Here is a 21,775-nt window from a genome sequence, read left to right as displayed (position 1 = left end):
CCATGGCCAAAACCCCTGCCCAGCGGATCAAGAAGCACGGCTCCAAGGCGGTGGTGCCGCAGCACCACCTGCCGCCGGTGGTCAACCCCACCACGGCCCGCACGCCGGAGAAAGCGGAAAGCAACAGCAACCTGATCCTGGTTGCCGGGGTGGTGGCAAGCCTGTTCCTGTTCTGGTACCTGCACCTGCTGACCCTGGACCAGCTCCGGCAGCTGTCCGGCGGCCTGGCCATGCCGGATTCCCTGGTGGGCGGCTTCGATCCCGGGTATGTCGGCCAGCTGCAGGCGGCGATGGACGCTGACGCGCGCGGGCAGCTCAACTACGTCCACAAGACCGCCGGAACCCTCTTCCCGCTGATTTTCGGCTTCACGTGGCTGCTGCTGATCGGGACCAACGTGGCCCGCAGGGCGGTGCGCTGGACGCTGTGGGCGCTGCTCCTGCTGTTCGTGGTGGCCCGTCTGTGGGGCAACGTCGCCATCGACGGAATGCTCGCTGCCGGTGCGCCCGATGCCGGCCAGGTGGCCGTGGCGTCCGGCCTCACCGTTGCCGGCTGGGTTCTCCTGGTCCTGTGCCTGCTCACCGGAGCCGCGGCTGTGGTGTTCAAGGCGCGGAAGGCAAAAACCGCTACCTGACGGCCGCTGCGGCGCGTACCTGCTTCCGGTGCCGGTGCACGCGCCGGGCAATGACCAGGCCCGCCGCCGCCATCCCCACCGTCACGGGATAACCCATCAGCCGTTCCAGGGTGCCGGGCTCGGGGACGTCCATCCCGGTCAGGGCTCCGGTGGCCAGCGCAGCCAGGGATACCCCGCCGCACACCAGGATGAACCAGGCCATCCCGGATTTCCGCAACCACAGGGTTCCCAGCACCAGCAGGGCAACGGCGCCGGCCAGGAAGTACATGACCGCTCCGGCAAAGTGCCAGAAGGAACCCACGTCCTCGGGGACCAGTCCCACAATGACGGTTCCTGCCCCTGCCGTCCCGGCCAGCACCCGGACCCAGACGGCCGCCAGCCACGGCTTGCGCTGCCCGGGTTGGACCCGGACGCCGGCGCGGGCTGCCACGCACAGCAGCCCGGAACTGAGCAGCAGGGCGCCCAGCAGCATCCCCAGGCCCTGGACCACGAACGAGGCGTTCATCAGCCAGTGCAGCGGGGAACAAACATCCCTGCCGTCATAGATGCCGCAGTTGATTGCACCGAGATCGCTGATGTAGCCGGTCCGCAGGTCGTACGGCCGGGGACCCGCCCAAGCCCCGATCACTGCAGCTTCGGCCGCAAAATACTGCAGCACGCTCAGCACGGACCACGCCCCGATGTACTGCCGGGTGGAGGTTGTATCCGGAATAAAGGCCACTGCGGGGGTAGCGGACGCGGCTGAACTCATGCTTTGAGCGTAGTACGGCCCCACACCTTGTATGCTTGTATCCGTGTCCGGCCGGACCGGCCCTGCCGATCTTCGGACGCCCGCCCTCGTAGCTCAGTGGATAGAGCACGGCTCTCCTAAAGCCGGTGTCGTTGGTTCGATTCCAATCGAGGGCACTTGAACCTTCGTCCTCCGGAGTTTGATCTCCGCGCCTACCTGCTGGGCGCTGCCCGGCCTGGCACCGCCGGCGGTCCGGCGGCCGGCCGCTGGACCCTTGAGCGGGACCTGCTGGACCGTGCTGATGGCACCCGCGGAACCTTTTCCGGCGTCGTACTTTTCACTCCAACGGACGACGGCGGCCTGGCCCTCCGCGAAGAAGGCACCATGCGCTGGCCCTCCTTCACCGGCCCCGCCTCGCGCGAATACCTGCTGAAGCCGGCAGCGGGACGCCCCGACGCCCTGGACGTGTTCTTCCCCGACGGGCGTCCGTTCCACCGGATGAGCTTCACCCCGGAGGCCAACCTTGACAATCACTGGTGCGATCCCGACACCTACCGCGTGGCCTACACGCTTGAGGGGCCGGACGCGTTCAGCTTCAGCTGGGACGTCACCGGGCCGCGCAAGGACCTTCTGCTGGCGTCCCGCCTCGTTCGGTGTGCTGCCTGATGAAGGCGCGCATCGTGGTGTCCGCCGTCTGCGTGTTCGACCCAGCGGGCCGGCTCCTGACAGTGCGGAAGCGCGGCACCGGCATGTTCATGCACCCCGGGGGCAAGCCCGAGGCCGGCGAAACGGCAGTCCAGGCAGCCGCCCGCGAGCTGGCGGAGGAGGTGGGGATCGTCATCGATCCCCGGGATCTGGAGCTGATGGGCGTCTGGATCGCCGATGCCGCCAACGAGGCCGCCACGGACATTGAAGCCACCGTGTTCCGTGCGCCGGGGACGTGGCAGGCCCACCCGTCGGCCGAGATCGCGGAAATCCGCTGGCTGGACCTCGCTGCCCTTGACCGGGGCGCAGCACTGCCCCCGGACCTTGCCCCGCTGCTGACGGACCACATCCTGCCGGAGCTGGGGGCACAGCCGGACGCTTAAAGCTCCGGGACGGCTTCCTGGGCCACCGCCGTGGCCTCGGCGAACTGCGTCCGGTACAGCTCGGCGTAGCGGCCTTCGGCAGCCAGCAGTTCGGTGTGGGTGCCGCGTTCCACGATCCGGCCGTCCTCCACCACCAGGATGGCGTCCGCCGCACGGATGGTGGACAGGCGGTGGGCGATCACGACGGCGGTCCGCCCCTCGAGTGCGGCGCCCAGGGCGGCCTGCACGGCGGCCTCGTTGGTGGAGTCCAGGGCGGCGGTGGCCTCATCCAGGATGACCACCCGGGGCTGGGCGATCAGCAGCCGGGCGATGGTGAGGCGCTGGCGCTCACCGCCGGACAGGCGGTAGCCGCGCTCCCCCACCACGGTGTCCAGCCCGTCCGGCAGGGACCGGATCATCGTTTCCAGCCGCGCCTGCCGGATGACCTCCCACATGTCCTCGTCGGTGGCATCCGGCCGGGCCAGGCGCAGGTTGGAGGCGATGGTTTCGTGGAAGAGGTGGCCGTCCTGCGTCACCATGCCCAGGGTGTCGCGAAGGGAGTCGAAGGTGGCATCCCGGACATCCAGTCCGGTGCCCGGCGTGACGCCGCCCAGCCGGACCGCGCCGGAATCCACGTCGTACAGGCGCGCCAGCAGCTGCGCGACGGTCGATTTGCCCGCTCCGGAGGAGCCCACCAGGGCCACGGTCTGGCCCGGCTCCACCCGGAAACTGATGCCGTGCAGCACTTCCTCGCCGCCGCGGGTGTCCAGCGTGGACACCTCCTCCAGCGAGGCCAGCGAGACCTTGTCCGCCGCGGGGTAGGCGAAGCGGACGTCGTCGAACTCCACGGACACCGGGCCCGGCGGGACAGGGACGGCGTCCGGCTTTTGCTGGATCAGGGGTTTCAGGTCCAGGATCTCAAAAACGCGCTCAAAGCTGACCAGGGCGCTCATGATTTCAACCCTGGCGTTGGACAGCGCGGTGAGCGGGGCGTAGAGGCGGGTGAGCAGCAGCGCCAGGACCACCACATCGCCGGGTGCGAGCTGGCCGGTGATCGCCAGCCAGCCGCCCAGCCCGTAGACCAGCGCCAGGGCCAGGGCGGAGACCAGGGTCAGGGCGGTGACGAACGTAAACTGCAGCATCGCGGTGCGGATGCCAATGTCGCGGACCCGCCCCGCGCGCACCGCAAACTCGCGGGATTCCTCTGCGGGCCGGCCGAACAGCTTGACCAGCGTGGCGCCGGGCGCCGAAAAGCGTTCGGTCATCTGCGTGCCCATGGCGGCGTTGTGTTCCGCTGCCTCGCGGCGCAGGTCCGCCAGCCTGGATCCCATCCGCCGGGCCGGGATGAGGAAGACGGGCAGCAGGATCATCGCCAGGACTGTCACCTGCCATGAGGTGCCCAGCATCACGATCAGGGTGAGGATCAGCGCCACCACGTTACTGACCACTCCGGACAGGGTGCCGGCAAATGCCGACTGCGCGCCGATGACGTCGTTGTTGAGGCGGCTGACCAGGGCCCCGGTCCGGGTGCGGGTGAAGAAGGCAATGGGCATCTTCTGCACGTGGTCAAAGACGCGCGTGCGAAGGTCCACAATGACGCCTTCACCGATGGTTGAGGAAAGCCAGCGGTTGACCAGGCCCACCCCCGCCTCGGCGATGGCGACGACGGCGATGAGCAGCGCAAGCCGGAGCACCTCGCCGGCACCGGCCTTGGCCACGATCGCGTCCACCACCTGTCCCGCAAGGACGGGAGTGGCCACGGCCAGGAAGGCCATCACGATCGAGAGCGCCACGAAGGCCAGCAGCTTGCCGCGGTGCGGGCGGGCGAAGGCCAGGACCCGTTTCAGGGTCTCTTTGGAGAACGGCTTGGAACCGCTCTTGGCCCGGGTGATCTTGTACAGGGAGTTCCAGGCCACGCCTTCCATGCTCATAGCTGCTGCTCCGCGTTCACATTACTGCCCATACCGTCGTTTCCGTTCAAATACTGCTGCCGATGCGCTGCTCGGTGACCGTCCCGCCGTCCACATCCCAACGTACATCCAGGCGCACGTTCTCCAGGAGCCGCCGGTCGTGGGTTACCAGGAGCAGTGCGCCGTCGTAGCTGTCCAGTGCCTCTTCGAGCTGCTCGATGGCCGGCAGGTCCAAGTGGTTGGTGGGTTCGTCAAGGACCAGGAGGTTCACACCGCGCGCCTGGAGCAGGGCCAATGCGGCGCGGGTCCGTTCTCCCGGCGAGAGGGAGTCAACCGCCCTGGCCGTGTGGTCCGCCTTCAGGCCGAATTTTGCCAGGAGGGTACGGACCTCCGCCGGGGTCTGGTCCACCAGGACGGCCTCGACGGCGTCGGCCAGGGCAAGGTGCCCCGCCAGCAGCCCGCGTGCCTGGTCAATCTCGCCAATGGCAACAGAGGCGCCCATCGAGGCGCTGCCCGAATCCGGTTCGGCCGCGCCCAGGAGCAGGCGAAGCAGGGTGGACTTGCCGGCTCCGTTGGGGCCGGTGATGCCGATCCGCTCCCCCGCGTTGAGCTGCAGGTTGACCGGTCCCAGGGTGAAGCTTCCCTGCCGCAGCACGGCGTCGCGGAGGGTTGCCACCACGGCGCTGGAGCGGGGGGCCTTGCCGATGGAGAACTGGAGCTGCCATTCCTTGCGCGGCTCTTCCACCACGTCCAGCCGGGCAATGCGGGATTCCATCTGCCGGACTTTCTGGGCCTGCTTTTCGGAGGACTCGGTGCTGGCTGCCCGGCGGATCTTGTCGTTGTCGGGGCTCTTCTTCATGGCGTTCCGGACGCCCTGCGAGCTCCACTCGCGCTGCGTCCGCGCACGTGAGACAAGGTCTGCCTTGGTGGTGGCAAACTCCTCGTACTTTTCGCGGGCGTGCCGGCGCGCGACTGCCCGCTCTTCCAGGAAGGCGTCGTAGCCGCCGTCGTAAACGGCTACCGCGTTCTGTGCCAGGTCCAGTTCCACCACCGTGGTGACGCAGCGGGCCAGGAACTCGCGGTCGTGGCTGACCAAGACCACGCCGCCGCGGAGGCCTTTGACAAAGTCCTCCAGCTTGGCGAGGCCGGCCAGATCAAGGTCGTTCGTGGGCTCGTCCAGGAGCACCACGTCGAACCGGCTGAGCAGCAGCGCCGCCAGGGCGACACGCGCAGCCTGGCCGCCGGAAAGTCCGGTCATGGGTGCATCGGGGCCCGCCTCCAGTCCCAGATCCGCCAGGACGGCGGGGATGCGGTCGTCAAGGTCCGCGGCGCCGGAGGCCATCCACCTGTCGAAAGCGTGGGCGTAGGCGTCGTCCGCACCCGGCGCGCCTGCACCCAATGCTTCTGCCGTGGATTCCATCTCCGCGGTGGCCTGTGCGCAGCCCGTGCGTCGGGCGATGTAACCGGCCACCGTCTCGCCGGATACCCGTTCATGTTCCTGGGGAAGCCAGCCAACGAACGCATCGGCGGGAGCAAGACTGACGGTGCCTTCCTGCGGCTGGTCGACGCCGGCGAGGAGCCGCAGCAGGGTGGATTTGCCCGCACCATTAGCACCCACCACTCCCACCACGTCACCGGGAGCAACCGTGAGGGAAAGCCGGGAGAAAAGCTGGCGGTGGTCGTGGCCGCCGGCGACGTCCTTGGCAACAAGGGTTGCAGTCATCGATCCGTCCTTTCACCGGCGCATCCGCAGCCGGTTTCCTGCCGGAACCGTGCCGGCATTTCCCGTGCAGAACAGCAGGGAAAATGCCGCCGGGCCGCAAGACATAAAAGAACCCGCTGGTCCGGACTTGGGGGGTGTACGGACCAACGGGCTCGACCATCAAGCATAGTCGAAACACCACGGGCGGTAAAATCGGCTCCGCAACGGCGCGCTAAAATCGAGTCAACCGTCCGTTCTGCAGAGAGCCCTTCATGACCCTTCCCGCCAAGGCGTTCCAGCGCTGGCTGCAGGGCATCGCCCCCGATGCCAGCACGGCAGATGTCTGCAGGGTCTCCGGGATCAAACGGACCACGCTTGCGCAGCAGCTGGTCCGGGGCAAGGTCTCCGTCAGTACCGTGGTCAGCATCAGCCGCGCCTACAGCATCAATCCGGTGGCGGCCCTGGCTGACTTCGAGCCGTACCGGGAACTGGCCGGGCCTCCGCGTCCCCCTACGCGCTGTGAGCTGGTCAGCCAGATCTCGACGCCGGACCTCCTCCGGTCCCTGCTGGCCAGGCAGGCGATGGACCCTGCGCGGCCATCCCGGGAGAAGCCTCCCGCGCTGAGCCCGGCACCGCACGCCACCTCCGTCAAGAACTGGGTGGATGCCATCGACGACGGCGAGGTGCGGCACCGGGTCTCGGCCGCCACAGGAGTTGCGCCGCAAAACTATTCCGCGCAGTTGACCGCCAACCGGCTGTCCCCCGAACTCGCGGTAGCCACGGCGCTGGCGGCCGGGGTGGGACCGGCGGGCGGTCTGGTTGCCACCGGCCTTATCACCGAGGAAGAGGCCGGGTGGCCTCCGGATGCCCGGCAGGCGGCGCTGGACACCATGTCCGACGGCGACCTGACTGCCCTTGCGGGCGACAGGCTGCAGGCCCTGGGCAAAGTCCTGCGCCGGCAGGAGCACGACCAAGCGCAGACAGAAAAGATCTGGGAGAACCTGGGATGATTGCAATTCTTCAGTGGACCACATTGGCCGTCTGCGGCCTGATCGCGGTGGCCCGCATACCCAGTGCGCTGCGCGGGAAGAACAGGTCGCTGTTCTACATCTTCGCCCTGATGACCCTGGCCATCCTCCTGAGCATCGAGGCGCCCTACGTTGCCATCGACCAGGCCCTGGGCGGCAGCAACATTGCCAACCTGCTGCTGCGCTTCGTCATCTTCGCCGCCATCTACTTTGTGGGCGTCCGGGTCACGAAGGGCTTTGGTGCCGAGGGCGCCTACCGGCTCATCACCGGAAGGGCGGGAATGGCCGTCCTGCTGTTGATCTCCCTGGTCATGGTGGCGGTGTTCTTCATGATGGACACTGCAGGCTCCTCGGCGGGGCTTCTGGGCCCTGCCAGTAAGGATGCCCGCAACGGCCTGCTGGTGGAGTACTACGGTGCGGCCGGCCGGGCGTATCCCTCCTACGTTTCGCTGGTTCTGCTGCCCGCCATGGTCCGCGCCGTGGGAAGCCGCTTGCCGGTCCTGGTGCGCGTCGCTGCCGGGCTGCTGGCAGTGGGCGGGATCGCCATCGCCCTCACCCTGCTTTTCCCGTTCATCCCGCGGGACTGGGCGGCCGTTGAGTTCGTGGTGAACTATACGGCGGTGCTGTGTTTTGTGATTGGTTTGGCGCTGATCTGGGCGGCGAGGGTGAAAAACGGCAGGACTGCCGGCCGCAGGGAGACATATACCGAAAAGTAACTCCCTAAGCGCTTTCACAAAATCATTAGAATGTGAAACAATCATGAATGTGTGAAGGTGGGGCGCAGGGCGTTTACGAACGGGGATAAATTCTTGGACGCTCCCGCCCCGGGGGCCTTCACACGACATTGGGGGGATGAGTGGTGGCGGCCGTTGGGGACCGCCCCCACTCAGCCTATTTAAGCCCGGCTTGCCTGCGTTTCACGGCCGAGCCGCATTCACCGCAGCTGCGGCTCCTCCCGGCGCCGCGGCACCCAGTTCCTTCCTGACCAGCGGCAGGACTTCCGTTCCGAGCAGCTCTATCGACTCAAGCACCAGGCGCTGAGGTACCGATGAAAAGTCCAGCTGGAAAATCTGCCGGTGATGCTGCATGTAGGCGTGCATCCGGATGATCTTTTCCGCCACCTGCTCAGCGTTGCCCACGAAGAGCGAACCGCCAGGGGCAGTCTCCATGTTGTACGTGAGTCCACTGGGTGTGGGAAAGCCCCGCTCGACAGAAATCCGGCGCATCGTGTCGAGCCAGTAGGGCCGGAAGGTTTCCTTGGCCCTGGCCCCGCCGGATGTCCCGTCGCGGAGGACAAGCCCCGGCGTACTCACGCCAACTTTCAGCCCTTCCGGCGCATGCCCGTGCCGGGCCGCCGTCTCGCGGTACAGCTCCGCGTGGCGTTCAAAATTGCGGATTGAACCACCCAGCAGGGCATACATCACGCTCTTGCCCAGCTCAGCTGCCCGGACGGTGGACTGCGGGGTACCGCCCGTGGCGATCCAGATGTCCAGTGCCCGCTGCCCGTCCGGACCGGGATAGGGCCTGGGCAGGATGAGTGCATCGTCCAAGGGCGGCCGGAACCTGCCATTCCATGTAACGCGCCGGGCAGCATTGAGCTTCAGCAGCAGGTCCAGCTTTTCCTCGTACAGCGCGTCATAGTCCTCCAGCTTCGCCCCGAAGAGCGGGTACGACTCGATGAAGCTGCCGCGGCCCGCGGTGAGTTCCGCCCTGCCTTGGCTAATGAGGTCGAGGGTGGCGAATTGCTGGAACACCCGCACGGGGTCCTCGGTGCTGAGCACCGTCACGGCACTGCCGATCTTGATATCCCGCGTCTGGGCGGCCGCCGCGGCCAGCACAACCGACGGCGCGGAAACGGAGTAGTCCGGGCGGTGGTGCTCCCCCACGCCAAAATAGTGCAGCCCCACCTGGTCCGCCAGCCGTGCGCGCTCGAGCAGGTCAAGCGTATTCTGCTCCGGGGAGACAGCCACCCCGCTGACGGGGTCCGCGTGGATATCGCCGAAGGTAAAGATTCCCAGTTCCATGCCGTCTATAAGCATTACATGCGTATGCATATTCCCGGGGCCGGGAAGCCGGGCTACGGACGGACGAACCTCAGGGTGACCAGCTGGAAGGGACGCAGGTGGAGCGTTGCGCCCGTTTCATCCGTCTCCACGTCATCCACCAGCACGCCCGGAGCCGGAATGTCGCGCTCCAGGAGATCCACGGGCTGGATGGCTCCCACCTCGAAGTTGGCAGTGATCCTTCCTGCCGAGCGTTGCCCCAATGACTCGTACAGCCGGACGATCACGTCGCCGGAACCGTCCTCGGCAAGCTTGACGGCTTCGATCACCATCCCGGGATTGGACACGGCAACCAGTGGTTCAACCGGGGAGGCGCCGCGGACCAGGCGTGGAGCCAGGTTGGTGCGGTAGCCCTCCTGCACAGCGTCGGCAATATCGGCGCCGGGACGGATGGTGACGGTTAGTTCGTGATCGCCGCGGTCCGCTTCCGGGTCCGGGAACTTGGGGGCACGCAGCAGCGACAGGCGCACAGTGGTGGTGGTGCCACCGTCGGAAGCCCTGACGCTCCTGCCCACGTCGTGCCCGTAGGTGGACGCATTGGACACCGCCACCCCGTAGCCGGGTTCACCCACATGGATCCACCGGTGGGCGCAGATCTCGAACTTGGCGGCTTCCCAGGAGGTGTTGGTGTGCGTCGGCCGGAAAACGTGGCCGAACTGGGTTTCGGCGGCGGACCGGTCCGCGCGGACGTCCAGGGCGAAACCGAGCTTCAGCAGCTTCTCGCGTTCCTGCCAGTCAATGGCAGTGGTAATGGTCAGCGAGGGGCTTCCAGGCTCCAGCGTGATGCGCTGTGTGAGCGGTGAGGTACCGGCCAGCCGCTCCACCACCACGACGGCGGCGCTACCGTGCTCTTCAAGGCTCACGGACAGTGCGGTGGCCAGGGCCGTGACGTTGCGCCGGTAGAACTCATCGATATCCCAGGCGTCCCACTCGTTGGGGGTGTCCCTGTGCAGTTCCAGCAGGTTGCCGTGCTCGCCCGGGGCAATCGCTTCGCGTCCGCTGGCGTAGTCCACCAGCGAGGTGAGCAAGCCATCGGCGTCCAGGACGGCGCGGATGATGCCGTTGTCCAGGATGTAGCCGCCGGCATCAGCTGTGGCACACACAGCCTCAGGATGGGTGGCGCGTTCCGCCGCTGCCAGCGCCGGCACGCCGTCCCGCGGGTGGGGTGCTGCATTCAGCAGGAACTGCCGCTCCCCCGGACCGAGCACAGCGGCAGCGGCCTGGCCGATGAGTGTTTCCAGGGCGGTTTCGATCGCCTGGTAGTTGCGCTCGGCATCCTGGTGGACCCAGGCGATGGAGCTGCCCGGAAGGATGTCGTGGAACTGCTGCAGCAGCACCAGCCGCCACAGGCGCTTGAGTTCTGCCGCCGGGTAGGCGTAGGCGCCGTTTGTCCGGACGGCGGCGGTGGCGCACCACAGTTCCGCTTCCCGCAGCAGGTGTTCGCTGCGCCGGTTGCCCTTCTTGGTCCGGGCCTGGCTGGTGTACGTGCCGCGGTGCAGCTCGAGGTACATCTCGCCCACCCACACGGGCAGGGCCAGGTAGTCTTCCTCCGCCTGTTGGAAGAAACTCTCCGCCGATCCAATCCGGACTTTCGGGGAGCCTTCCAGGTTGGCAGTGCGGGCTGCTGCGGCCAGCATTTCCCGCGTAGGCCCGCCGCCGCCGTCGCCATAGCCGAATGGCACCAGCGAGACTGTTCCCCGGCCGTGGTCGCGGTAGTTCCGCTCGGCATGGGCGAGTTCGCGTGCGCTCAGTTCGGAGTTGTAGGTGTCCACCGGCGGGAAGTGGGTGAAAAGCCGGGTGCCGTCGATGCCCTCCCAGTTGAAGGTGTGGTGCGGCATCCTGTTGGTCTGGTTCCAGGAGATTTTCTGGGTCAGGAACCAGCGGCTGCCGGCGGATTTCACGATCTGCGGCAGGGCTGCGGAGTACCCGAACGAGTCGGGCAGCCAGGCTTCCCGGCATTCGATGCCGAACTCGGCCAGGAAGAAGCTCTTGCCTTCCACGAACTGCCGCGCCATGGCTTCGCCGCCGGGCATATTGGTGTCAGATTCCACCCACATGCCGCCCACGGGAACGAACTGGCCCGAACGGACCTTTTCCCGGATCCGGCTGAACAGCTCAGGGTAGAACTCCTTGATCCAGGCAAGCTGCTGCGCGGAGGAACACGAGAAGACGAAGTCCGGGTTCTCGTCCATGAGGGACACCACGTTGGAAAACGTCCGGGCGCATTTGCGCATTGTTTCCCGGACCGGCCAAAGCCAGGCGGAGTCGATGTGCGCGTGCCCGGTGGCGACCAGCTGGTGGGCGGATGCGTAGGCAGGCCGGGCCAGGACCCCGGCGAGCGCATCGCGTCCTGCTGCGGCGGTTCCGGCAACATCGTCCGGATCCATCACGTCCATCATGCGTTCCAGGGCCCGGAGGATTTCATGGCGGCGGGGCAGCTCCAGGGGCAGCTGCTCCATCAGTCCTGCCAGGGTCCAGACATCCTGCTGCAGCTCCCACACGGTCTGGTTCAGCTCGGCGATGGCAATGGGTCCCAGCCGGTACTGAGGGGCTGTTCCGGCGGTGGATTTGTCACCGTACGGCGTGGCGGCGAAGGTCCAGCCCTGGGCCACATCCGGATTGGCGGCGGCCTCCACGTAGAAATCCACGGCCATGCCCCCACCCAGCAGTTTCAGGGGAATGTACTGGTTCCGCGGCGAGACGGCCTTGATGATGGTGCCGTCCGGCCGCCAGGCAATGCCCTCGCACTGGAAGCCCGGGGTTTCGATGGTGAAGCCGAGGTCCACCACAACTTCCACGGTGGTGTCAGGTTCGGTACCCCACGATTCGGGGACTTCGCCCTGCAGGCGGAGCCATTTGGTGCCCCACGGCTTTCCCCACGGGGCGCCGTGCTCCTGCGGCCGGAATTCCTGCCGCATGGCCTCCAGCGCGGGGACCGGTTCGTCCGGCACGTCCCAGCTGCTCAGGGCAAGGGGAAGGCTCCTGCTGTACACGGCGGGGTTGATGCGCTCACGCACAAACCTCTCCAGGCGGACTTCCGTGATCCGGCGGTCGTCATGCAATATGGGCCTTCTTCAAAGTATGAAAGTGGACTATCGTGTCCATTCGATGGACAAATCTACCCGCTAGTAGCCTGATATCCAACCCCTTCTGCGAGCGTGCCCGGAAACTCCCGGTGGGGAAAGCTCACGCAGACGGCACGGGAACCACGGGCCCGGTGATGCGGCCATTGCCGGCGTACACGTTCAGGCTGGTACCCCGGCTGAATCCCGCCAGCGTCACTCCGCCGGCCTCCGCCAGTTCAACGGCCAGGCTGGAGGGAGCGCTGACGGCGGCCAGCACGGGAATTCCTGCCATGGCGGCTTTCTGGACCAGCTCGAAGGATGCCCTGCCCGATACCTGGAGGATCGTTCCGCTCAGCGGGAGGAGGCCTTCGCGCAGCGCCCAGCCCACCACCTTGTCCACGGCGTTGTGCCGCCCCACGTCCTCGCGGAGGCACAAAAGCTTCACACCGCCGTCGTCCTCCACCTTGAACAGGCCGGCCGCGTGCACTCCCCCGGTGTCGTCAAACAGGCGCTGGGACTGGCGGAGCAGTGCCGGCAGCGAGGCAAGGACCTGGGCATCAACCGTCACGGGATCCGACTGGGGGCTGTAATGCGAGGATTTGCGGACCGATTCTATGGAGTCCGTACCGCAGATGCCGCAGGAACTGGACGTATACACGTTGCGTCCAGTTGCAGGAAGCGGGACGTCCGGCCGCAGCTGCGCCTCCACCACGTTGAATGTCTGGACGCCGTCTTCGTCTTCGCCGGCACAGAACCGCAGGGAAACGAGCTGTTCAGCAGACCAGATGACACCCTCGGACACCAGGAAACCGGCCACCAGGTCAAAGTCGTCGCCTGGTGTCCGCATGGTGACGGAGAAGGAGAGGGATCCCAAGCGGATCTCCAGCGGTTCCTCGACAGCCAGGACGTCCTCCCGGTACCGGACGGGGAACTCGATGGCGTTCGGTGAGCCGTCCAGAACATACTTGTGCACCTTGCGGCGCTGGGTTACGCGTCCCATGTCCCACCTTGCCTGTTCATAACTCCATCATGACAACCGCGGGGACCCGGCTCAACCAGGTGCACCGCTGAACCAACCCCTCTTAACCCTGCACGATAACCCTGCACGCCGCTCAGCCAAGAAGGGCACTCCAGTCCACCGGACCGTCCGCGGGTTTGGTGCCCGTCCGTGCAGTCCGGCCCGCACTGCGGGGCTTGGCCTTGGCCGGGGTTTCAGCGGGGGCGGGAATTGGCGGACCCCACGGCAAGGCGAAAGCCGGCACCGGCTCACCCAGCTGCACACCGTGTGGCGGCACCACCATGACGCCGTCGGCAGAAGCCAATCCCCGCATCATCCCCGGCCCCGTGTGCTGGGCCGGGGATGCCATGCCGTAGAGGAGGCGGAAAGGCATCAGCCGGGTGCGCCCGGGATCGGGTTCGATCATTGTTCCGCACGGCACCTCCTGTACGGAGGGCATGGTGCCGTGGCCCAGGGCAGCCAGCAGGGGGGCACCCACCGTTGACAATGCCATCATTGCCGCCAGCGGATTTCCCGGCAGGCCCAGGACGAACCTGCCGTCCGGCAGCTCAGCCAGGACGGCGGGATGCCCGGGGCGCATGGCCACGCCGTCGATGACCAGCCGCCCGCCCAGCTCGGCAACCGCGCGGCGCAGGTGGTCCGTGCCGGAGCGTCCGGTCCCGCCTGTGGTGATCACGACGTCGGCCGGCAAGTCGGGTGCGCCGGGCGCCTCCGGGACCACATCCTCCAGGCCGGCGAGCCATTCCTCGTAGGAATCGCCGATTTTCTGCTGTCCCCCGGCAACGCCGCCCAGCATTGCGACCACTGCCGGCAGTTGGGGACCGAAGGTGTCGCGCACCTGGCCCGGAACCGGAAGGCCCTCCGCCACGACCTCGGAGCCGGTCAGCAGCAGCCGCACCAGGGGTTTGCCCTGGACGCGCACCTCATCGTGGCCTGCCAGGGCAGCGAGTGCCAGATGCGCGGGATTCAGCTCCACCCCGGCTTTGACAAGGACGTCCCCTTCCCTGGCTTCTTCCCCCGCCTTCCGGATGTGCTGGCCGTTGCGCGGCTCCCCCGGTCGCGCGGTTCCACCGGTTTCCAGGATGGGGAGCCCGTCGTCGTCCTTGCCCAAAACCGCGCTCTCGCTGCGCAGTATCGCCTTGCCGCCGGGCGGAATCAGGCCGCCGGTCACGATGGGGCTGGCCTGATGCGGCGCCAGCCTGGCCCCCGGCTCAACCAGGATCCACGGGCCGGTGCCGTTGACAGCCCATCCGTCCATGGCCGAGGACGCATAGTGCGGCATGTCCTGCAGTGCCGCAATGTCCTGGTCCAGGCGGCGGCCCAGGGCAAGCTCCAGGGCCACCGGGCCGGCAGGAATCGGCGTGGCAGCATCAAACGCTGCCTGCCGTGCTTCCTCCCATGTGTGGGCAAGGTGGTGCGGGGTGTCCTGCCCTTCGGGTCTACCTGCTTCTCCCTGGGGTTCCCCGGTCATTCGCCGGGGGTCCCGGCGGCTTCAGCGTCGTAGTCGGCAGCAAGTGAACGCGCCACGGCCAGGGCAGAGTCCATGGACGCGGCATCCGTTGTGCGGCCGGAGCCGGAGGCCAGGCCGGCGGCAAAGCCGGCAATGAACGTGGTGAGCGGAGCAGCCGGGCGGACCACGGAGTGGGCTGCTACGCCGGCAAGGGACAGGATGGCGTTGACGTCTACCTGGACGTCCTCGAGTTCATAGGCCTGGAGCAGGGACCTGCACCATTCCTCCAGCGTTTCATCCTGGCTCTTCATGAACTGCCTCCCACGTTAACTGCGGCCGGGACGGCCATGGTCCTTGTCCTGGTTGCCGGCGGCAATCCCTAGTGCGGCGGCATCGTCCCACGTATCCACGTCTGCTGTGGACGCGGCGGGGACGCTGACAAGCTGCACGTCCAGACTAGCAAGGAGCGAGCGGACAGAACCGTTAATCAGGGCTCCCCGGGACCCGAGATCCTGCGCAGCCTTTTTTAGCGCACCTGTGCGGTAAAAACCGGCCAGTGGCTGGATGCGGCCTGCCGGTGTGCCGTCTTCAGTCCGGGCCAGGACTGCGTCCGCCCCCGTTCGTTCCCCGGCTGCCAGGGACGCCTGGAGCACACTGACCGCGTCGGTCACCAGCGGCATGTCGCAGGCGAGCACCAGAGTGTAGTCGGAATCCGCCCCCGCGCCGGCCAGGGTATCCAGCCCGGCGGCAATCGCGGCTGCCGGCCCGGCAAACTCGGGCTCTTCCCGGCAGGACAGGATGCCCTCCGGAACCAGCCCGGGCGGACCCACCACCACAATGCGCCGGGCCGCTGCAGCGGCAGCAAGGGAGCGCTCCAGCAGGCTGGCACCCTGGAATTGCAGGTTATGCTTCGGCACTCCGCCAAGCCGTGCGGACCGGCCCCCCGCCAGGATCAGGGCATCAAAGGACGGCATGTTCGATTCCACGGTCCCAGCCTACCGGCGGTCACGGATGTGGCGGGGTGCGGAAGGCAGGTCAGGCAGCGCGTTCGGGCAACAGGAACGGATCCCACGCCGGCGTGGGCTTTTCCAGTTCCTTAATCTGCCAGATGGTGCCGTGCGGAGGCTCCGGCACGAACCGCAGCTTCCAGCCCATTTCGGCCGGGGTATGGTCCCCCTTGGCGTTATTGCAGCGGAGGCACGCGGCTACCAGGTTCTCCCACGAATCGGCGCCACCGCGGGATTTTGGATGGACATGATCAATGGTGTGGGCAGCTTTTCCGCAGTACGCGCACTTGTGCCCGTCCCGCCTGAGCACACCCCGCCGGCTGACGGCGGTGGCGTGGTTGTATCTGGGACGGATGTAGCGGTTCAGGAGTATCACGGACGGGCGGCCCAGGATCTCCTGGGGACCCACCACGGGATCGTCCCCCTCAGCCACCACGCTCGCCTTGTTGGTCAGCACAAGCACCAGCGCCCGGCGGAATGAAATAACCGCCAGCGGTTCATATCCAGCATTCAGAACGAGAGTGCGCATGCACGTACCTCTTCACGGCCGCACCCGTCAGGGGCACGAGGGCCGGCTGCCCTCGGCATGGTCCGGGCTATGGATCGACACCACAAGAGTAAACAAAGAAGTCCACTATCGGCTAATCTGCCCGGCGTCGCCCTCCTGCATCATGGGGGCGCAGGGCGGGCCACAGGGTGCGCCCAGTCCGCTAAAGCGAACATGACCCCTGCCACAGAGCAGGGGTCATGTTCTTTCAAGCGGACAGTCCGTCAGGTCAGCCGGGGATCAACCAGGCGTCCCGTCGGGAACATCAGTTCACGCGGATGAATACCGGGCCGGAACCTACGTTGGCGCTGAAGACAACCGTCTGGTTGCCGTTGTAGCCGCCGTGCACGGCCTGGCCGTTGCCGGCGTAGACAGCAACGTGGGCCATGCCGGCGCCGCCGTCGGCGTAGTAGATCAGGTCGCCGGGCTGGGCTTCGGCGGCGCTGACCGTGCGGCCGAGGGACAGGTAGCCTGCAGGCCAGTCGTGGAAGTTGATGCCCACGGCGGCCAGGGAGTTGGTCACCAGCATGGTGCAGTCCTGCATAACACCCAGCTGGGCGTAAGCGGCGGACAGGATGGCCGCACCCTTGCCGCTGGCTGACGCCGGAGCTGCGGGGGCGGGAGCAGCGGTAACCGTGGCGGTGACCTTCGGAGCTGCCACAGGCTGGGCTGCCGGAGCGGCTTCCTGAACCTCAACCTCGGGCTCTTCCTCGACAACAACCGGGGCCGGCGTGGTGGTCACGGCGGGCTTTTCGTAGGTGATGGCGATGGTGGAAGCCGCGGAGATGGGGGCTTCAACAGCGGACTCGACTTCCAGCGTCGAGGCGGAAGCGGAGTCCCGCTGGATGTTGGCATCAGCAGCGTTGGCTGCAATGCCGCTGGTCAGGACCAGGCCGGAAGCGGCGGCAATAACCGCGGCCTGGCGGCCCACGCCGCCTGCGTTATCGCCGACAGCCTTGGCAATGACGGCGATTGAGTTGGTTTTGGTGACCTCGGCGCGGTGCCGTGCGGTAGCACGAGTAGTCATCAGTTCTCTCTTTCGATTTCCTCGGGGCCTGTGGGCAGCCCGAGAGTTTTGGACGCGCCGGCATCTTGGGGGTATGTCGGCGCGCCCCGAACGGGGATGTGTGATCTAGCGAAAAACAGGGGGCAAAGAAATAGTTCCCGGGGCCGAAGCTCCCAAGAACTATTTGCCCAGGGTGTAGAAGGAGGAGGTTCCGGTGGCGGCCACGGAGTGCAGCAGCGTGCCCTGGGAAGGGTTGAGGGCGCTGATCATCATGCCGTTGCCAACGTAGATGCCCACGTGTGCGCCGCCATTCTGCATGACCAGGTCGCCCGGCTGCGGGGTGGAGGTGGGTGTCATGGCCGTCCAGGCGTTGACGCGCGGGATGCTGATGCCGGCCTGGGCGTAAACCCACTGGGTGAAGCCTGAGCAGTCCCAGCCGTTGGGGGTGGTACCGCCCCAGACGTAGGGGCTCCCGATGCCGGTGTAGGCGATGGCCGCGAGGCCGGAGGTGGCTGCTGAGCTGGCCGCCGCCACTGCCTTTTCTGCGGTGGATGCAGTGGTGGCCGCAGCTGAATCATCGTCGGCGTCGGCTTCGTCGGCGTCGGTGGACTGGGCACGGACCGGCTCGATCTTCGGCGCAGCGATGGTGGTCACCACGGGACGCTCGAAGGAAACGGTTGCGGTGGGCTCGGCGGTGACGGCAAGGGCGGTCTGCGCGGAACCCGACTCGGTGGAAGCGGAGACACCAGCGGTGGTGTCCGCTGCAGTGGCAGGCAGCCCCATACCAAGAACAAGACCGGAAGCAGCTGCGACAACTGCTGCCTGGCGACCTACTGTCCCGGCATTGGCACTAACAGCCTTGGACATGGCATCCAAAGGGTTGGTACGAACCGTTTGTGCACGGTGGCGCGCAGAATTATGGCGTGAAGACACGAAGGTAGCCTCTCCCAATGCCTGCGAGGTGAGCTGTCGGATTCGGATGGGAGTCACCCGGCCGCGCGGCTTCCAAGGAAGCTTTGCGACTTAACCCCAAGGCCTTCATGAAGAAGGCCAAAATTGGTTCCCCCGCCCCTGCCAGACGATGAAATGCGAACGGACCTTGAGCGGTGGCAGAGCTAGGCAATCCACTCAAGAGCGTCAACTTCGGAAAAGTTGACGCGAGTTAGACGGTACAGGAGTTTTGCAGCAATGTCACATTCAGGTCACGGCTGGTAACACCCAAGTGAGACATTGCACTCATTTGACTAAAGCCAGCGCGTGGGATCGACAACTTCGCCGTTGACCTGCACCTCAAAGTGGAGATGGCAGCCGGTGGAGGCTCCGGTGGTCCCGCTCAGCGCGACAACGTCGCCGCGGGAGACCGTCTGGCCTTCTGTCACATTAAAGGACGACAGGTGGTTGTAGGTGGTCTCCAGGCCGTTGCCGTGGTCCACCACAACGCGGTTTCCACCGCCGTACTGGTGCCAGCCAACAAATGTCACGGTGCCGGTGGCAGCAGCGAGGACGGAGGTGCCGCACTGTGCCACATAATCCTGGCCCCGGTGGAAGTCGCCCGAGCCGCCGGTGATGGGGCTGACACGGTAGCCGAAGGGGGATGCAGTGGACATGGTGGCGAGCGGGGCACCAAGGCTCCCGGCAGAAGCGGCGCTCGAGACGGCGCCGGCAGACTGGGCACTGAGGAGCTGCTTAAGCTTGCCGTCCGGGTCAGCCTGCGTGACAACCGCCGAGCGGCTGAAGTCAATCTGGGCTCCCGCCTCGGCTGTGACAGCCGGCTGGGGCGTAACTGCCGAGGCAGCGACAGGTGCGCCTCCGGCGTCGGTGGCCATCACGGGGCTGGTGGCCGGAACAGTCACGGTCAGCACCAGGCCGGTGGCGGCAAGGGCAATACCGGCTTTTTGGCCGATGCCGCTGGCGGAGGCAAACTCGGTGATCTGCTGGAAGGGACCCCGACGGCGGCGCGCATCACGGTGGAGATCGCGGGGGCGCTCCGTGTGGATGACTTCGACGACACGCGGTGTCGAAGCGGGGCTGGCCGCGCGGCGGCGCCCCCTGGAGGTCTGCATGGACAAGAAGGATTCCTCTCTGAAAGCCTGCGAAGTTAGCTGTCGGATTCGGGTCAGAGAGTTCAAAGACCCGGTCCGCCGTAGGCAAGCTTCGGCACAGAGATATCCCCGGAAAGGGTTCCTTCGCTGGAAGAGGCTTGCTGCTGACGGACTTCACCCCAAGGCAGTCCCCCGCTGCCGCTTGTGGTTCCCCCGCCTCTGCCAGTTATTGCTCGTGCACCTGGTCCGCTGGCAGAGCTCGGCTCCGGATCAGGTAACGCTTTAGTATCAACGCTCGCGTTCAACTATAGAGGCTTAAACCCCAAAGTAACAATTCCGTTATCTTTGCCTAAATGCCATTCGATAGGGTAATCGCGCCCGGGCGGGTCCTCTACCGGACCGTGACAAACACGTGGGCGGCCACTTCCGGAGGAAGCTCCAGCGCACCTTCGATGCCGGGTACCCGCACGGAGATGTAGTCCCCCACGCGTTCGAGCGACACGGTGGCGCCGGGGCGGATGCCGCCCTCATCAAGCTGGACCAGCAGTTCGGGCTCCACCTGGATGGGTTCGGCCAGCCGGCTGACGGTGACCGTCGACGCAGGACCGTACGTTTTCATCGCTTCCAGCAGGCTCACGGCTCCGTCGGAACCGCCCGGCAGGGGCTGGCCGCCCAGGGCAGCGAGTCCCGGGATGGGATTGCCGTAGGGCGACTCCGTGGGGTGGTCGAGCATCTCGTAGATGCGCCGCTCCACCCGTTCGCTCATGACGTGTTCCCACCGGCAGGCTTCGTCGTGCACGTACGCCCAATCGAGTCCGATGACGTCGGCCAGGAGCCTCTCGGCCAGCCGGTGCTTGCGCATCACTTCGGTGGCGCGCTTGCGGCCGGTTTCGGTGAGCTCAAGGTGCCGGTCGCCGGACACCACCACCAGCCCGTCCCGCTCCATCCTGCCGATGGTCTGGGAGACCGTGGGTCCCGAGTGGCGGAGCCGCTCGGCAATACGGGCCCGCAGGGCAATAATGTTCTCTTCCTCAAGCTCCAAAATGGTGCGAAGGTACATTTCCGTAGTGTCGATCAGATCCGTCATCCAGCTCAGCTCCTCGAGCGCAGTACCTTGCGTTGTCCCACCGTATCGCCTATCACTGCGACGTAGTCCGGTGGCAAGCTTAGCCTATTTTGACTTTGTCCGAATAGTTCGCGGTTGCCCCCAGGACGTCTCAATGGCTGGACTATGACGGGTCCGGTTCCCGCCGAAACAGCTGTTCAGGCAGAATGGGAAAGGCCTCAGTTGCAGTCATTGCCGACTGCCGGCCAGTGACCATCCACCCGTTCGGACCAAAGCCACGTCCACGCCGAAATTGGAGCCCCTGTGAGCGAACCCAGCATCACTATTCCCGCCGACCTCCTGCCTCAGGACGGGCGGTTCGGCGCAGGACCTTCCAAGGTCAGGCAGGAGCAGATTGATGCGCTGTCCGCGGCATCAAAGAACATCCTGGGTACCTCCCACCGGCAGGCCCCGGTCAAGAACCTCGTTGGTTCGGTCCGCGAAGGCCTGAGCCAGTTCTTCCGCGCACCCGAAGGTTATGAAGTAGTCCTGGGCGTGGGCGGCTCCACGGCATTCTGGGATATTGCCAGCTTCGGACTCGTGGAGAAGAAGGCCCAGCACCTGTCCTTCGGTGAGTTCGGGTCCAAGTTTGCGGCCGCAACCAACAAGGCTCCTTTCCTGGATGCCTCCTCAATCATTGAGTCCGAGCCGGGCACCCGCCCTGTGCCCACGGCCGAAGCAGGCGTGGACGTTTACGCCTGGCCCCAGAACGAGACCTCCACGGGTGTTTCCGCTCCCGTGCAGCGGGTGGCAGGTGCCGATGAGGGCGCGCTGGTGCTGGTGGACGCCACCTCGGCTGCCGGCGGCCTGGACGTAGACGTTGCAGAGAGCGACGTCTACTACTTTGCACCGCAAAAGAACTTTGCCTCCGACGGCGGACTGTGGCTTGGCCTGTTCTCCCCCGCTGCCGTGGAACGCGCCGCCCGGATCAAGGCCAGCGACCGCTGGATCCCGGACTTCCTGGACCTGCAGACCGCCATCGACAACTCGCGCCTGAACCAGACTTACAACACCCCGTCGCTGTCCACCCTGGTGACCCTGGATGCCCAGGTGCAGTGGCTGAACTCGAACGGCGGCCTCGAATTCGCGGCCAAGCGCACGGCGGACTCTGCTGGCCGCATCTATTCATGGGCTGAGGCTTCGGAATTCGCCACCCCGTTCGTCGCCAACCCGGATGAACGCTCCAACGTCATCGCCACCATCGACTTTGACGAGTCCCTGGACGCCGCCGTGGTGGCCAAGGTCCTGCGCGCCAACGGCATTGTGGACACCGAGCCGTACCGGAAGCTTGGCCGCAACCAGCTGCGCATCGCAACATTCGTTGCCATCGAGCCCGCTGATGTTTCCGCATTGCTGGCAAGCATCGACTACGTGGTGGGCGAGCTGCGGAAGTAGGCCGCAGG

20 protein-coding genes, 1 tRNA gene and 2 riboswitches are annotated in these 21,775 nt (G+C 66.3%); of the genes, 7 read left to right on the top strand and 14 right to left on the bottom strand.

Going from position 1 to position 21,775, the window contains the following annotated elements; translation table 11 throughout:
- The first annotated feature begins 2 nt into the window (after window positions 1–2).
- The gene (locus P2Q66_RS08100; protein WP_079597822.1) at window positions 3–632 is read left to right on the top strand and encodes a hypothetical protein; all 630 of its coding nucleotides are present in this window, start codon (window positions 3–5) and stop codon (window positions 630–632) included.
- Here P2Q66_RS08100 and P2Q66_RS08095 read toward each other — a convergent pair.
- Window positions 625–1,383, bottom strand: coding sequence for a DUF998 domain-containing protein (locus P2Q66_RS08095; protein WP_275727072.1), 759 nt, complete (start codon window positions 1,381–1,383; stop codon window positions 625–627). The two genes, P2Q66_RS08100 and P2Q66_RS08095, sit on opposite strands and share 8 nt — an antisense overlap.
- Before the next feature lie 82 nt (window positions 1,384–1,465).
- On the opposite strand from P2Q66_RS08095, the gene P2Q66_RS08090 reads away from it, so the two are divergent.
- The 3 genes from P2Q66_RS08090 (at window position 1,466) to P2Q66_RS08080 (ending at window position 2,450) form a co-directional block, all read left to right on the top strand.
- Window positions 1,466–1,538: transfer RNA gene (locus P2Q66_RS08090), tRNA-Arg, on the top strand.
- A gap of 1 nt (window position 1,539) precedes the next feature.
- Complete coding sequence (locus P2Q66_RS08085) at window positions 1,540–2,028, top strand: DUF6314 family protein (RefSeq protein WP_275727070.1); 489 nt, start codon at window positions 1,540–1,542, stop codon at window positions 2,026–2,028.
- A complete protein-coding gene (locus P2Q66_RS08080; RefSeq protein ID WP_275727068.1) occupies window positions 2,028–2,450 on the top strand; it encodes an NUDIX domain-containing protein in 423 nt (140 codons plus the stop codon). Before P2Q66_RS08085 ends, P2Q66_RS08080 begins: the two co-directional genes overlap by 1 nt.
- On the opposite strand, the gene P2Q66_RS08075 is transcribed toward P2Q66_RS08080, so the two are convergent.
- Both P2Q66_RS08075 and P2Q66_RS08070 read right to left on the bottom strand, forming a co-directional pair.
- Window positions 2,447–4,360 carry an ABC transporter ATP-binding protein gene (locus P2Q66_RS08075; RefSeq protein ID WP_275727066.1) on the bottom strand — a complete coding sequence of 638 codons (1,914 nt, stop codon included), beginning with the start codon at window positions 4,358–4,360 and terminating at the stop codon, window positions 2,447–2,449. The two genes, P2Q66_RS08080 and P2Q66_RS08075, sit on opposite strands and share 4 nt — an antisense overlap.
- Window positions 4,361–4,406: 46 nt before the next feature.
- On the bottom strand, window positions 4,407–6,062 hold the full coding sequence (locus P2Q66_RS08070) for an ABC-F family ATP-binding cassette domain-containing protein (protein ID WP_275727064.1): 1,656 nt from the start codon (window positions 6,060–6,062) through the stop codon (window positions 4,407–4,409).
- A 251-nt stretch (window positions 6,063–6,313) separates the two neighbouring features.
- Between P2Q66_RS08070 and P2Q66_RS08065 the strand changes: the two genes are divergently transcribed.
- Together P2Q66_RS08065 and P2Q66_RS08060 are read left to right on the top strand one after the other, a co-directional pair.
- Window positions 6,314–7,051, top strand: coding sequence for a hypothetical protein (locus P2Q66_RS08065; RefSeq protein ID WP_275727061.1), 738 nt, complete (start codon window positions 6,314–6,316; stop codon window positions 7,049–7,051).
- Complete coding sequence (locus tag P2Q66_RS08060; protein WP_275727059.1) at window positions 7,048–7,785, top strand: hypothetical protein; 738 nt, start codon at window positions 7,048–7,050, stop codon at window positions 7,783–7,785. Before P2Q66_RS08065 ends, P2Q66_RS08060 begins: the two co-directional genes overlap by 4 nt.
- Window positions 7,786–7,986: 201 nt before the next feature.
- Here P2Q66_RS08060 and P2Q66_RS08055 read toward each other — a convergent pair whose 3' ends face one another.
- From P2Q66_RS08055 to P2Q66_RS08005, 11 genes are all read right to left on the bottom strand, one after another.
- The gene (locus tag P2Q66_RS08055) at window positions 7,987–9,093 is read right to left on the bottom strand and encodes an LLM class flavin-dependent oxidoreductase (RefSeq protein WP_275727057.1); all 1,107 of its coding nucleotides are present in this window, start codon (window positions 9,091–9,093) and stop codon (window positions 7,987–7,989) included.
- Between the two features lie 53 nt (window positions 9,094–9,146).
- Entirely contained in the window at window positions 9,147–12,194 is a 3,048-nt protein-coding gene (locus P2Q66_RS08050; protein ID WP_275727055.1) for a glycoside hydrolase family 38 C-terminal domain-containing protein, read from the bottom strand.
- A gap of 124 nt (window positions 12,195–12,318) precedes the next feature.
- Entirely contained in the window at window positions 12,319–13,197 is an 879-nt protein-coding gene (fdhD, locus tag P2Q66_RS08045; protein ID WP_275727054.1) for a formate dehydrogenase accessory sulfurtransferase FdhD, read from the bottom strand.
- A gap of 112 nt (window positions 13,198–13,309) precedes the next feature.
- Complete coding sequence (locus P2Q66_RS08040; protein ID WP_275727053.1) at window positions 13,310–14,686, bottom strand: molybdopterin-binding protein; 1,377 nt, start codon at window positions 14,684–14,686, stop codon at window positions 13,310–13,312.
- Window positions 14,683–14,976, bottom strand: a complete 294-nt coding sequence (locus P2Q66_RS08035; RefSeq protein WP_176156879.1) for a DUF6457 domain-containing protein — start codon at window positions 14,974–14,976, stop codon at window positions 14,683–14,685. Before P2Q66_RS08035 ends, P2Q66_RS08040 begins: the two co-directional genes overlap by 4 nt.
- 15 nt (window positions 14,977–14,991) lie before the next feature.
- Window positions 14,992–15,651, bottom strand: a complete 660-nt coding sequence (locus P2Q66_RS08030; protein ID WP_275727050.1) for an NTP transferase domain-containing protein — start codon at window positions 15,649–15,651, stop codon at window positions 14,992–14,994.
- A gap of 49 nt (window positions 15,652–15,700) precedes the next feature.
- The gene (locus tag P2Q66_RS08025; protein WP_079597834.1) at window positions 15,701–16,201 is read right to left on the bottom strand and encodes an HNH endonuclease; all 501 of its coding nucleotides are present in this window, start codon (window positions 16,199–16,201) and stop codon (window positions 15,701–15,703) included.
- A gap of 283 nt (window positions 16,202–16,484) precedes the next feature.
- Entirely contained in the window at window positions 16,485–17,246 is a 762-nt protein-coding gene (locus P2Q66_RS08020; protein WP_079597835.1) for an NlpC/P60 family protein, read from the bottom strand.
- A 159-nt stretch (window positions 17,247–17,405) separates the two neighbouring features.
- Window positions 17,406–18,092 (bottom strand): C40 family peptidase, encoded by a 687-nt coding sequence (locus P2Q66_RS08015; RefSeq protein WP_115524211.1) that lies wholly within the window; start codon window positions 18,090–18,092, stop codon window positions 17,406–17,408.
- A gap of 70 nt (window positions 18,093–18,162) precedes the next feature.
- Window positions 18,163–18,347: riboswitch (cyclic di-AMP (ydaO/yuaA leader) on the bottom strand.
- Window positions 18,348–18,469: 122 nt separating this feature from the next.
- Entirely contained in the window at window positions 18,470–19,288 is an 819-nt protein-coding gene (locus tag P2Q66_RS08010; protein WP_275727085.1) for a peptidoglycan DD-metalloendopeptidase family protein, read from the bottom strand.
- A gap of 10 nt (window positions 19,289–19,298) precedes the next feature.
- Window positions 19,299–19,542, bottom strand: a riboswitch (cyclic di-AMP (ydaO/yuaA leader).
- A 116-nt stretch (window positions 19,543–19,658) separates the two neighbouring features.
- The gene (locus P2Q66_RS08005; protein ID WP_079597838.1) at window positions 19,659–20,354 is read right to left on the bottom strand and encodes a metal-dependent transcriptional regulator; all 696 of its coding nucleotides are present in this window, start codon (window positions 20,352–20,354) and stop codon (window positions 19,659–19,661) included.
- A 282-nt stretch (window positions 20,355–20,636) separates the two neighbouring features.
- Between P2Q66_RS08005 and serC the strand changes: the two genes are divergently transcribed.
- Window positions 20,637–21,767, top strand: a complete 1,131-nt coding sequence (gene serC, locus P2Q66_RS08000) for a phosphoserine transaminase (protein WP_275727049.1) — start codon at window positions 20,637–20,639, stop codon at window positions 21,765–21,767.
- The last annotated feature ends 8 nt before the right edge of the window (window positions 21,768–21,775 follow it).

It is taken from the genome of Arthrobacter sp. Cr_A7, assembly GCF_029222765.1.
GTDB lineage: Bacteria > Actinomycetota > Actinomycetes > Actinomycetales > Micrococcaceae > Arthrobacter.
Note: the sequence above shows the minus strand (reverse complement) of the source record. Positions and strands in the feature narration are given on the sequence as shown.